At 72.6% G+C, this 11,755-nt stretch carries 11 protein-coding genes and 3 pseudogenes; 8 read left to right on the top strand and 6 right to left on the bottom strand.

The window, feature by feature from the left end:
• Positions 1–2: 2 nt before the first annotated feature.
• Both AB0I77_RS37295 and AB0I77_RS37290 read right to left on the bottom strand, forming a co-directional pair.
• Positions 3–973: pseudogene (locus AB0I77_RS37295) on the bottom strand (carbohydrate binding domain-containing protein).
• Positions 974–1,022: 49 nt separating this feature from the next.
• On the bottom strand, positions 1,023–2,180 hold the full coding sequence (locus tag AB0I77_RS37290) for an ATP-grasp domain-containing protein (protein ID WP_363287216.1): 1,158 nt from the start codon (positions 2,178–2,180) through the stop codon (positions 1,023–1,025).
• A gap of 310 nt (positions 2,181–2,490) precedes the next feature.
• Between AB0I77_RS37290 and AB0I77_RS37285 the strand changes: the two genes are divergently transcribed.
• Together AB0I77_RS37285 and AB0I77_RS37280 are read left to right on the top strand one after the other, a co-directional pair.
• A complete protein-coding gene (locus AB0I77_RS37285) occupies positions 2,491–3,351 on the top strand; it encodes a metallophosphoesterase (RefSeq protein WP_363287215.1) in 861 nt (286 codons plus the stop codon).
• Entirely contained in the window at positions 3,348–4,028 is a 681-nt protein-coding gene (locus AB0I77_RS37280) for a 4'-phosphopantetheinyl transferase superfamily protein (protein ID WP_363287214.1), read from the top strand. The genes AB0I77_RS37285 and AB0I77_RS37280 overlap by 4 nt, the downstream gene beginning before the upstream one ends.
• 49 nt (positions 4,029–4,077) lie before the next feature.
• On the opposite strand, the gene AB0I77_RS37275 is transcribed toward AB0I77_RS37280, so the two are convergent.
• A complete protein-coding gene (locus tag AB0I77_RS37275) occupies positions 4,078–4,317 on the bottom strand; it encodes a hypothetical protein (RefSeq protein ID WP_363287213.1) in 240 nt (79 codons plus the stop codon).
• Between the two features lie 176 nt (positions 4,318–4,493).
• Positions 4,494–4,706, bottom strand: coding sequence for a hypothetical protein (locus AB0I77_RS37270; protein WP_363287267.1), 213 nt, complete (start codon positions 4,704–4,706; stop codon positions 4,494–4,496).
• Between AB0I77_RS37270 and AB0I77_RS37265 the strand changes: the two are divergent.
• Positions 4,608–5,574 (top strand): annotated as a pseudogene (locus AB0I77_RS37265) (alpha/beta hydrolase). The gene AB0I77_RS37270 and the pseudogene AB0I77_RS37265 sit on opposite strands and share 99 nt — an antisense overlap.
• A 32-nt stretch (positions 5,575–5,606) precedes the next feature.
• Here the strand turns inward: AB0I77_RS37265 and AB0I77_RS37260 are convergent.
• Together AB0I77_RS37260 and AB0I77_RS37255 are read right to left on the bottom strand one after the other, a co-directional pair.
• Positions 5,607–6,173: a toxin-antitoxin system, toxin component gene (locus tag AB0I77_RS37260; RefSeq protein ID WP_363287263.1), complete on the bottom strand. Its 567-nt coding sequence runs from the start codon at positions 6,171–6,173 to the stop codon at positions 5,607–5,609.
• A 32-nt stretch (positions 6,174–6,205) separates the two neighbouring features.
• Complete coding sequence (locus tag AB0I77_RS37255) at positions 6,206–6,862, bottom strand: helix-turn-helix transcriptional regulator (protein ID WP_363287262.1); 657 nt, start codon at positions 6,860–6,862, stop codon at positions 6,206–6,208.
• A 232-nt stretch (positions 6,863–7,094) separates the two neighbouring features.
• On the opposite strand from AB0I77_RS37255, the gene AB0I77_RS37250 reads away from it, so the two are divergent.
• The 5 genes and pseudogenes from AB0I77_RS37250 to AB0I77_RS37230 all read left to right on the top strand — a co-directional run bounded on the left by AB0I77_RS37250 (position 7,095) and on the right by AB0I77_RS37230 (position 11,743).
• Positions 7,095–7,766: a hypothetical protein gene (locus tag AB0I77_RS37250; RefSeq protein WP_363287212.1), complete on the top strand. Its 672-nt coding sequence runs from the start codon at positions 7,095–7,097 to the stop codon at positions 7,764–7,766.
• A gap of 138 nt (positions 7,767–7,904) precedes the next feature.
• Entirely contained in the window at positions 7,905–9,065 is a 1,161-nt protein-coding gene (locus AB0I77_RS37245; RefSeq protein ID WP_363287210.1) for an FAD-binding oxidoreductase, read from the top strand.
• A pseudogene (locus tag AB0I77_RS37240) lies at positions 9,062–9,355 on the top strand ((2Fe-2S)-binding protein); the annotation flags it as partial. The gene AB0I77_RS37245 and the pseudogene AB0I77_RS37240, both read left to right, overlap by 4 nt.
• Before the next feature lie 67 nt (positions 9,356–9,422).
• Positions 9,423–10,853 carry an NAD(P)/FAD-dependent oxidoreductase gene (locus AB0I77_RS37235; protein ID WP_363287209.1) on the top strand — a complete coding sequence of 477 codons (1,431 nt, stop codon included), beginning with the start codon at positions 9,423–9,425 and terminating at the stop codon, positions 10,851–10,853.
• On the top strand, positions 10,850–11,743 hold the full coding sequence (locus AB0I77_RS37230) for a dihydrodipicolinate synthase family protein (RefSeq protein WP_363287208.1): 894 nt from the start codon (positions 10,850–10,852) through the stop codon (positions 11,741–11,743). Before AB0I77_RS37235 ends, AB0I77_RS37230 begins: the two co-directional genes overlap by 4 nt.
• The last annotated feature ends 12 nt before the right edge of the window (positions 11,744–11,755 follow it).

Below are 11,755 nucleotides of genomic sequence, written 5' to 3'. Positions count from 1 at the left end.
GCTCAGCCGGTGAAGCCGGCCGTGATCGAGGTGAACTGCCAGTCGCTCTGGCCGATGCCGGAGCAGTTGCTCACCACGCCCCCGCCGGGGCACGGCCGGTCGCGGATCTGGGTCCAGGTCGTCGGCGAGGTGAGCTCCTGCTGGTCGGACAGGCCGTTCAAGGCAGGCGCCCGCCGGCGCCTGGGCGGTCGAGCAGTTCGGGCCGAGCTTGTTGCCGCTCCAGCCGCCGATCGACGGGACGGTGTCCCCGCCCGCCGAGCGGATGGCGCTGATGACGCTCTGGTCGTTGCCGCCGGTCAGCGGGCGCGAGCCGTCCCAGGCGGGAGTGCGGCCGCCGGAGGAGGGGACGAACGCCATCAAGTATCACTTGACGCCGGTCGCACTCATCAGAGAGGTCGCGCTCGGGGGATCGCCCCAGCCGGTACGGGGTGCTGGGCGACAGACCGCTCACCGTGGCGGTCGTACCGGAGACGCTGAGCACCTGGCCGGCGCTGCGGTGGACGTGGAGCGGAGGCCGGCCGGCGCGCTGGGCGCCTGGGCATCCGGCCGCCGCCCGGACCGTCGAGGCTGATGTCGTCGTGTCGTCGGCGTAGTAGGTGCCCTGCGCGTACCAGCCGTGCACATACACGGCGGCGCTGGTCCGCGCGGCGCCGGTGGTGAAGGAGACGGACAGTCGGCTGTAGGCCGACGGGGACGAGGTCCAGGTGGAGGCGCCACCGCCCACGCCGAGATAGACGGCTGCCGCGCACCCAGCCCTCGAGCGTGTAGGTCGTGCCCGGCGGCCGCACTTGGCGTTGTCGCTCGAACTCACCGCGCCCGCAAGGGCCTTGGAGCCGCCGTGCACGGGGGAGGAGACGACCGAGCAGAGGTCGCCGGAGCAGGACCAGGAGGAGAGGCCGCCGGACTCGAAGCTGGCGTTGGTCAGGACATGGGCCGCGTGGGCCGTACCGGGCAGGGCGACGGCCCCCGCCAGGGCGAGGGCCGCGGAGCCGAGGAGAGCGAGACCGGTGTGAAGAGGTGACTCAGGCCGGTGCGGTGGCGGGGGTGCCGGCCTTCGAGGAGACGGGCGCGGCCGACTCGGCCGGTTCCGCCGCCGGCGCGGGGGCGGCCGGCATCAGGGGCTCCGGCTCCTCCGTACCGCGCTGGTGCGGGATCGACACCGGCCGCAGCGGACGCGGCCCCGACACCACCGAGTAGTCCTGGCCCAGGAACGGCGGAGCCATCTCGCCCGGGTCCTCGCCGAGCGCCAACTGCACAGCCGCCCAAGGGGCGTTGACGCCACACAGGGACAGCTGGTGCAGTCCGCCGGCCGGGCGGGTGTTGACGTCCATGAGGACGGGCCGCTCGCCGAACATCCGGAACTGGATGTTGGACAGGTAGTGCAGTCCGAAGCCCTCGGCGATCCGCCGGGCCGGCTCCAGCCACTGCTCGTGCAGGGTGAAGCCGCGCCGACGGCCGTTCTTGGTGCGGCCCACGGCCAGCCGGATCCGGTTGTCCGGGCCGGTGAGGCAGTCCACCGACACCTCCGGCTGCTCGAGCCGCGGCATGACCAGCCAGTCCACCGGCTCGTCGGCCTGCCCCAGCGCTTCGAGCACCACGTCGAGCGGCACGTACGGGCTCGGGAATCCGTTGAGGTGCATGAGCGAGAAGGGGGCGCGCGTGATGACGCGGAAGCCCACCCCGCCCGCGCCGGACGCCGGTTTGAAACAGGCCTTGTGCCCGTCGGCCTCCAACGCCTCCACGGCCACGACGAGTTCGTCCGCCGACCGCACCCGCCACCACGGCGGCACGGGCACGCCGATCGCCTGGACGGCCTCGTAGGCGATCACCTTGTCGTGGAAGACGGCCACGGCCTCGGGCGGCGGCGCCAGCAGAGCCGTACCGGCCGCCTCGAAGTCGGCGCGATGCGCCACGATCGCCGACTGGTGCAGCCGGGGCACGAACACGTCGATGCCGCGCCGCACACACTGGTCGAGCGCGTACTCCACGTACGCCGCCGGGGACAGGCCCTCCGGCTCCAGGTCGGCGGTGTCGGCCGCGGCCAGTACGGGGGAGTCGGCGTCGCCGTGCGTGGCATGGATCTCGACGGCCCGGTCGCTGGGATTTCGCCTCAGCTGATCCATGAAGAAGACGTTCTCCGCGTACGTGCGGTTGAGCCAGACGCGTACGCGAGAGACCATGCAGGCCGCCTTTCAAGGTTCGCGGGCAGGGCAAATCAGGCCCGTGCCCGGGCAGGGTAATTGGAGGTACACCAAACCGCCCCGGCGAAGGGACGTTCATGGCGGTGGTGTTGCGGCGATCATACGGCTTTGCAGAGGTCCCGCGTGCAACGTGCGTGTTACGGATTCTCCGATCATGCCGCGTTGATATTGCGATCACGCTCCCTTTGATTACGAGGCACTTTGATCACGGGGGACTTGATCCGCCCTTGTCCTCGGGCCCGCGCATGTGTTCTGGTGGTGCCATTCGGGTGAGCGGAGGGGGCGAGAGGTGACGTCGACGGTCGGCGGTACCGGGCAGCTGCTGGCCATCAGTGACCTGCACATCGGCTACCAGGAGAATCGCGAGCTGGTCGAGCGGATGCGGCCGGAGTCGGACGACGACTGGCTGCTGGTGGCCGGCGACGTCGCGGAGACCGTGGCAGACATCCACTGGGCCCTCAAGACGCTCGCGGGCCGCTTCCGCAAGGTCGTCTGGGCCCCCGGCAACCACGAACTGTGGACCCACCCGCAGGACGCCGTCACCCTGCGCGGAGTCGCCCGCTACGAATACCTGGTCGAGATGTGCCGGGACCTCGGCGTGACGACACCCGAGGACCCCTACCCCATCTGGGACGGCCCCGGCGGCCCGGTCGCCGTAGCGCCGCTGTTCCTGCTGTACGACTACTCCTTCCTGCCCGCCGGCTGCGCGACCAAGGAGCAGGGACTCGAGTACGCGCAGGGCACCGGAATCGTGTGCACCGACGAGTACCTGCTGCACCCCGACCCCTACCCCTCCCGCGAGGCATGGTGCCGGGCCCGGATCGCCGAGACCGAACGCAGGCTCACCGCGGTGCCCGACCACCTGCCCACGGTCCTCGTCAACCACTACCCGCTGGACCGGCACCCGACGGATGTCCTGTGGCACCCCGAGTTCGCCATGTGGTGCGGCACCTCGCTGACCGCCGACTGGCACCGCAGGTTCCGGGTCGAGACCATGGTCTACGGCCATCTCCACATCCCCCGGACCACCTGGCACGAGGGCGTCCGCTTCGAGGAGGTGTCGGTGGGATACCCCCGCGAATGGCGCAAACGTACGGAGCCGCCGGGGCGGCTGCGCCGCATCGTGCCCAGGGAGGTCGGGGCGCGGTGATCGAGGAACTGCTGCCGGACACGGTCGTCGCCGTGGAGGTGTACGGCAACGGCGAGCCGGAGGGCGCGCCGCTGTACCCCGAGGAAGAGGCGCTCGTGGCGAAGTCGGTCGCGAAGCGGCGCCGGGAGTTCACCGTGGTGCGCTCCTGCGCCCGCCGGGCCATGGAGAAGCTCGGCGTACCGCCCCAGCCCGTCCTGCCCGGCGAACGCGGCGCCCCGCAGTGGCCGGCCGGCCTGACCGGCAGCATGACCCACTGCGACGGATACTGCGCCGCCGCCCTGGTCCGCGCCACCGACCTGGCCTCCCTCGGCATCGACGCCGAACCCGACGGTCCGCTCCCGGAAGGCGTCCTGTCCGCGGTGTCGCTGCCCGCGGAACGGCAACGGCTGCTCCGCCTCAGCCGGGAGCACCCCGGGATCCACTGGGACCGGCTTCTGTTCAGCGCCAAGGAGTCCGTCTACAAGGCGTGGTTCCCCCTCACCGGGCAGTGGCTGGACTTCGCCGAGGCCGACATCGACATCAGCGTCGACCCCGGCGAGCGGCTGCGCGGCGCTCTGCGGGCCGAACTCCTCGTCCCCGGACCGCTGGTGGGCGGCCGTCGGCTCGGCCACTTCACGGGCCGCTGGAGCGCCGGGCGCGGCCTGGTGGTCACGTCCGTCACCGTGCCGCACGACTGAACCCCTCGCGTACGGCACGGCGGCACGGCGGTTCAGCGCTCCGCGGGCCCTACGGCTCCGGCGGGCACCAAGCGTGCAGCAGCCGGAAGAACGCCTCCTCGTTGCCCGCGAGTCCCGCGTCCGCCAGTGCCTGTTCCGCCTCGGCGAGCGCGGCGGGCGGGACGACGGGTGGTCGGCCGGCCCGCGGCGGGCCGGGCGCGACGTCGAACGCGGCCCGCACGGTGTGCATCAGCCGCAGATAGGCCTGGACGGCGGTGCGCTCGCGGTCGGTCAGTACGGCGGTGGGCATCGGTCGGCTCTCCCCGGGTCGGCGTCGTCGGTCACGCGCCCCTGTGGCGCGGGCGCCTCAAACAGCGGCGCACTTCCAGCTTGCCGTCCGCCACTGACAATCCGGTCCCGGTCCACGTCGGTTCGCCCGCTTAGCGGAGGCGAAACCTCACCGAAATCACCGAGAGGAATGCGGCCCTAGGCTGGAGTGAAGGGCTTTCGGCCGCACAGCCGCGGCCCACGGGAACGGGAGGCGAGCACGTGGTCGACGCCCCGCGACGACGCGCCGCGCGCACGGTACGGCTGCGGTCGGTGGGCGATGCGGAACTCCAGTTGCAGTACCGCGTCGTGCATGGTTACCGCCGCGCCTTCCGGATGGCCGGCGAGGGCCCGGCGCTGGTGCTCATCCACGGCATCGGGGACTCCTCCACGACCTGGGCCGAACTGATCCCCGACCTGGCCCGCACCCACACCGTGATCGCCCCCGACCTCCTCGGCCACGGCGCCTCCGACAAGCCGCGCGCCGTCGGTGGCCGCCTACGCCAACGGCCTGCGCGACCTGCTCACGACGCTGGGCATCGAGTCGGCGACCCTGGTCGGGCACTCGCTGGGCGGGGGCGTGGCGATGCAGTTCGCCTACCAGTTCCCCGAGCGCACCGAGCGGCTCATCCTGGTCAGCGCGGGCGGGGTGGGCCGCGAGGTCAACCCCGTGCTGCGGCTGGTCTCGCTCCCCGGCGCCCATCTGATGCTCTCCACGCTGCGGCTGCCCGGGATGCGGCTGCAAGTGGGCCTCGCGGCACAGCTGATGAAGCTCCTGGACACCGATCTCGGCCAGGACGCCCCCGAGCTGTTCACCCTCGTGGACGCGCTGCCCGACGAGACCTCGCGCAACGCCTTCATCCGCACCCTGCGCGCGGTCGTCGACTGGCGCGGCCAGGTCGTGACCATGCTCGACCGCTGCTATCTGACCGAGGGCATGCCGACCATGCTGCTGTGGGGCGACCGGGACAGCGTGGTGCCCGTGCGGCACGCGTACGGGGCGCACGAGGCGATGCCGGGCAGCCGGCTGGAGATCTTCGAGGGCGCGGGCCACTTCCCGTTCCACAGCGACCCGGCCCGCTTCGTCGCCCTGGTCGAGGAGTTCACCGCGGGCACGACACCGGCCGACTGGAGCCGCGAGCACTGGCGCGACCTCCTGCGCGAGGGCCGGCCCGACACCGCCCGCAGCCGGGCCATGGAGCGCGATCTGCGCGAGGCGAGCGAACGCAGCGCGACGTGAGGCCACCGCGTCGAGCGGCCGTCACCCGGCGCTCAGCCCTGTGGCCCCAGATAACCGAGCGACGCCTCGATCCGCCCCGCCAGGTGATCGCGCTGCACCGGCCCCCGCAGCGACGAACCGGCGAGCCACGTACGGCACTTGCTGGCCAGCAGCAGTCCGAAGCTCTCCGCCTCCCGCTCGTCGGCGAGGTCGAAGCGGCTGCGCGCGGCGAGGTTCAGCACCGTCGCCCTGAGGCCGGTCTCGTCGGTGCCGTCTGTGCCCTCCGCACCGTCGGTGTGATCGCTCAGCAGCCGGGTGGCGACCTTCACACCCTCGACATGATGGCCGCAGTGCCCGGCCTTCATGTGCCACAGCTCGTGGCCCAGGATCACCAACTGGTGGTCGGGCGCGGTGCGTTCCTCGATGACGACGAGGTCCCGGTCGGCCATGTCGAGCCACAGCCCGCTGGCGGTTCCGGGCGGAAAGGCGGCCGTACGGAAGGTGACGGGGCGGCCGCGGCGTCTGCTCATCGCGTCGCACAGGGCGCCGTACAGGTCCGTGGGCCGTGCCGGTGCGGGGAGGTCCAGCTCCGCGACCAACTCGCCGCACAGGCGGCGCATTTCCTTGTCGATGCCCACAGTTCTCCCCCGGATCAGGACTCGGGCCGCTTGACGCTCTCCAGGAGCATGTCCAGCCACTCCGCGACCTTGTCGCGGTGCTGGTCGGTGGGCAGCTGCGCCGCCCGCCAGGCGATCCCGCGCACGCCGTGGTCCTGCAACAGCCGCTCCAACGGGTCGTCGGCCACCGCGGCCGCCTCCCGCTCCCGGCCGGCGAGCTGTTGCAGCAGCTCCTGCTCGGTGCGCTGGAGGGCGCCCGCGAGCGCCTCGGGGTCCTCGGCCGTGAGGAATCCGGCGTGCACCCGGAAGAAGCGCTGGATGGCGTCGCAGTGCTCCATGGTGGGGCGCCGGTCGCCGTTGATGAGCGCCCCGGCCTGCTGCCGCGACATGCCCGCGCCGTCGGCGATCTCCTGCTGGGTGTACTTGCGCCCGTTGGGCTTGAGCCGGGTACGGCGCAGCAGGTCGAGGCGTTGCAGGAAGCGCGCCTGCACATCGGGCTCACCGGCCGGCCGACCGCTCAGCAGGGCCTTGACCACGGGCTCCGGGACACCGCAGGCGACGGACAGGCCACCGGTGTCGAAGACCTCCGCGTGCGCTACACCGAGCCGGTCGGCGAGTGCGGTGACCCGGACGACGACAGCCGACAGCACCGCCGACGCCGCGTCGCCGGGATCCTCGAAGCCGACTGCCACCGACGACACCGACAGATCTCCTACGTTTCTCACTGGCTTCTCACAAGCGGTTGCTTGAACTTCCCGGAGAGTATCGGGTACTTCGAACTCACATCCAGGTCTCGCCACAACTGTGGCCAATTTCAGCCGTCAACGAGCATGAAATGCCACGATAGTTGACACGACTCGCGTCGGGGCAGCAGGATCAACAACGCCGCGTGAAGGCCGCATAGGCAAGAGGGGTGACCTCCCGATGGCATATCAGGCAGGTGGGCAGCGGTCCGCGCCGCGGCCCGTCCCCAAGAGTCTTGAGGCCCGGGCGTATCTCCAGGACTACGACACGCTCCTGGAGTCCGTCGCCTTCCCGTCCGTCGTCCTCGACCACCGCTGGGACGTCGTGCTGGCCAACACCGCTTTCGAGACACTTTTCCGGGACGTGGGCCCGCATCCGACGGCCATGCCGGGCGACAACTTCCTCAGATTCGTCCTCTTCCACCCCGACGCGAGCACGGTCCTCGGGGAGCACGAGTCACGCTGGTGCCTGCCGATGCTGGCCCACTTCGCCGCCGCGCTGGAACGGCACGCCCACGATCACGGACTGCAGGAGATCCGCCGCGACATCTCCCAGGACCCGATCATGGAGGCCGCCTACCGGCACGGCCTGCCGCACTGGATCCGCGTCGTCGGCGAACAGGCCGTCGAGCACGACGGCGCGGTCCGCCCGCTGCTGCATCCCGACCCGCGCTGGGGCGCCACCGACTGCCGCGTGGTCGACGAGACCCCCAGGACCCTGCTGGACATGGGCTACCGGCGGCTGACCCTGGTGCTCCGCCCCGCCCGCCGGCCGGCCCTCGCGGCGCGCCGGACGGTGCGCGCCCGCCGTACGGCGAACCATCTCAGCGTGGTGCCGGCCCCCGAGGCCTGACCGGGCACCGTCGGCGTTCAGGTCGCCGACGGCGCCCCGTCAGTACGGCCCGCCCTCCCCCTTCTCGCTTCTCCTCGCGTCCGTCTCCGCTGCTCATGCCCCATGTTCAGGTACAGCGGTATGTGACATAGTACTGACGTGAGTCAGTCACTGACCTGCGATGTCGTGGTCGTCGGCGCCGGAATGGTGGGCGCCGCCTGTGCCCTGTACGCGGCCCGTGCGGGGCTGGACGTCGTCCTCGTGGACCGCGGACCGGTGGCCGGCGGCAGCACCGGCGCGGGCGAGGGCAACCTCCTCGTCTCCGACAAGGAGCCCGGCCCCGAACTCGACCTCGCGCTGCTCTCCCTCCGCCTGTGGCGCGACCTCGCCGAGGAGTTCGGCGACGGAGTCGAGTACGACGCGAAGGGCGGTGTCGTCGTCGCCTCCGCGCCCGAGTCGCTGAGCGCCCTCGAGACCCTCGCGGCCAGGCAGCGGGCCGCCGGAGTCGAGACGGTGAGCGTCACGGCGGACCGGCTCCACGACCTCGAACCACACCTGGCCCCCGGCCTCGCGGGCGCGGTGCACTACCCGCAGGACGCCCAGGTGATGCCGGCCCTCGCCGCCGCCCATCTCCTACGGGCCTCCGGAGCCCGGCTGCTCACCGGGCGGACGGTGCTGGAGGTGCCGCGCGGGCCGGACGGAGCCGTGCGGGGAGTGCGTACGGACGCGGGCGAGATCCACGCACCGGCGGTCGTCAACGCGGCCGGGACCTGGGGCGGCGAACTGGCCGACCGCGCCGGAGTCCACCTGCCGGTCCGGCCCCGGCGCGGCTACGTCCTGGTCACCGAGCCGCTGCCACCCAGGGTCCGGCACAAGGTGTACGCCGCGGACTACGTCGCCGACGTGGCCAGCGACTCCGCGGCCCTCCAGACCTCGCCGGTGGTCGAGGGCACAGCCGCCGGGCCCATCCTGATCGGCGCGAGCCGCGAACGCGTCGGCTTCGACCGGTCGTTCTCCCTGCCGGCGCTCCGCGCGCTCGCGACGGGGGCGACCGGGCTGTTCCCGTTCCTGGAGCGGGTCCGCGCCCTGCGCACGTACGTCGGCTTCCGGCCGTATCTCCCCGACCATCTGCCCGCCATCGGCCCGGACCCCCGCGCGCCCGGCCTGCTCCACGCCTGCGGGCACGAGGGCGCGGGCATCGGATTGTCCACCGGCACCGGCCACCTGATCGCGCAGATCCTCGCCGGCAAGAGACCCGACGTGGACCTGGGACCGTTTCGCCCCGACCGTTTCCCGCACTTTCCCCAGGAGGCCGAGTGAATCCCCTGGAGCTGGCCGGAGCGCGGCCCGGCCCCGCCTTCACGGCCACGTTCGACGGCCGGGAGATCCAGGCGCTGCCCGGCCAGACGGTCGCCGCGGCGCTGTGGGCCGCCGGTATCACCTCCTGGCGCACCACGCGCGGCGCGGGCCGGCCGCGCGGGATCTTCTGCGGGATCGGGATCTGCTACGACTGCCTGATCACCGTCAACGGCCGGCCCAACCGGCGGGCCTGTCTCGTACCCCTGCGCCCCGGCGACGTGATCAGCACCCAGGACGGGACGGGCCATGAGGGGACGGGTCATGACGGCACGGGGACGGGTTATGACGGGACGGGGACGGTTCATGACGGGACGGGCCATGCGGACTGACCTCGCGGTGATCGGCGCCGGACCGGCCGGCCTCGCCGCCGCGCTGGCCGCGGCCCGGCGCGGGGTGCGCGTCACGCTCGTCGACGCGGCGCGGGAGGCGGGCGGACAGTTCTACCGGCAACCCGCCGCCGAGCTCCGCGCCCGCCGCCCCGAGGCACTGCACCACCAGTGGCGGACCTGGGAGCGGCTGCGCGACGGGCTCGCGGCGAGCACGGTGCGCTTCTTGACGGACCATCACGTCTGGTTCGTAGAGCGGGAGTCGGACCACTTCACCGTGCACGCGCTCCTCGGCCCCGACCAGGAGGAGCCGGTCACCGTACGGGCCGACGCCGTGCTCCTCGCCACGGGCGGACACGAGACGGTGCTGCCCTTCCCCGGCTGGACCCTCCCCGGAGTCGTCACCGCCGGGGGCGCCCAGGCCATGCTCAAGAGCGGCCTCGTGACACCGGGCCGCAGGGCGGTCGTGGCCGGGACCGGGCCCTTGCTGCTGCCCGTGGCGACCGGGCTCGCGGCGGCGGGCGTGGAGGTCGCCGCACTCGTCGAATCGGCCGACCCGAAGGCCTTCGTACGCCATGGCCGGGCCCTGGCCGCCAAGCTCCCGGAGGGCGCCGGGTACGCGGCCCGGCTGCTGCGCCACCGCGTCCGCTTCCTCGCCCGGCACACAGTCGTCCGCGCGCACGGCGAGGACACGCTGACCGGGGTCACCGTCGCCGCCCTCGGCCCGGACGGCCGCGTCCGCCCCGGCACCGAACGGCACCTGCCCTGCGACACCCTCGCGGTCGGACACGGCATGCTTCCGCACACCGACCTCGCCGAGAGTCTCGGCTGCCGCCTGGCCGGAGCGGCCGTACAGGTCGACGACGAACAGCGCACCACCGTGCCGGGTGTGTGGGCGGCGGGGGAGGCCACCGGCATCGGCGGCGCGGCCCTCTCGCTCGCCGAGGGGCACATCGCCGGACGCTCGATCGCAGCCCGCCTCGGCGGCACGGAACCCGACCCGGAGCAGTGGGCGCCGGCCGCCAAGTCCCGCAGGAGGCAACGGGAGTTCGCGACCGCAGTCGAGGCCGCGTACGCCCCGCCCGCGCACTGGACCGACCAGGTCACGGACGACACCGTCGTCTGCCGCTGCGAGGAGGTCACCGCGGGTGCCGTCCGCGAGGCCGTCGAGGAACTCGGCGCGGGCGACGTACGCACCGTGAAGCTGCTGACCCGGGCCGGCATGGGCTGGTGCCAGGGCCGGATGTGCGGGATCGCGGTCGCCGGACTCGCCGGATGCGAACCCACCCCCTCGCGACGGCCGTTCGCGCGGCCCGTGCCGCTCGGCGTCCTCGCACAGAACTCCGCAGACCCCACGGACGCCACGAAAGACCCCACGGACGCCACGAACTTCACGGACTCCACCGAGGAAGGACTCTCATGACCGACCACCACCGCCCCTGGCGCGGCGTGCTCGTCGCCACCGCGCTCCCGCTGCGCGACGACCTCTGCGTCGACTACGACAAGTACGCCGAACACTGCGCCTGGCTCGTCGACAACGGCTGCGACGGTGTCGTCCCCAACGGCTCCCTCGGCGAGTACCAGGTGCTCACCCCCGAGGAGCGCGCCAAGGTCGTCGAGACGGCCGTCGCCGCGATCGGCGGGCCGCGCGTCATGCCCGGCGTCGCCGCCTACGGGTCCGCGGAGGCCCGCCGGTGGGCCGAGCAGGCGCGCGACGCCGGCTGCCACGCGGTGATGCTGCTGCCGCCCAACTCCTACCGCGCCGACGAGCGTTCGGTGCTGGCGCACTACGCCGAGGTCGCGAAGGCGGGGGTGCCGATCGTGGCGTACAACAACCCGATCGACACCAAGGTCGACCTCGTGCCGGAACTGCTCGCCAAGCTGCACGGCGAGGGGTACATCCACGCCGTGAAGGAGTTCTCCGGGGACGTCCGCCGCGCCTACCGGATCGCCGAACTCGCCCCGGAACTCGACCTGTTGATCGGCGCCGACGACGTCCTGCTGGAACTCGCCATCGCGGGCGCCAAGGGCTGGGTGGCCGGCTACCCGAACGCGCTGCCCGCCGCGAGCGTCGAGCTGTACCGGGCGGCCGTCGACGGCGACCTGGGCACGGCCAGGAAGCTGTACGAGCAGCTGCACCCGCTGCTGCGCTGGGACTCCCGGGTCGAGTTCGTACAGGCGATCAAGCTGTCCATGGACATCGTCGGACGGTACGGCGGCCCGGTCCGCCCGCCCCGGGTGCCACTGCCGCCGGACCAGGAGGCCGCCGTCCGCGCCGCCACCGAGAAGGCCGTCGCCGCCGGACTCGCGTAACAGAGGAAGCGA

It is taken from the genome of Streptomyces sp. NPDC050619, from assembly GCF_040654815.1.
Taxonomy (GTDB): domain Bacteria; phylum Actinomycetota; class Actinomycetes; order Streptomycetales; family Streptomycetaceae; genus Streptomyces.
This window is presented reverse-complemented; position numbering and strand designations above follow the sequence as displayed.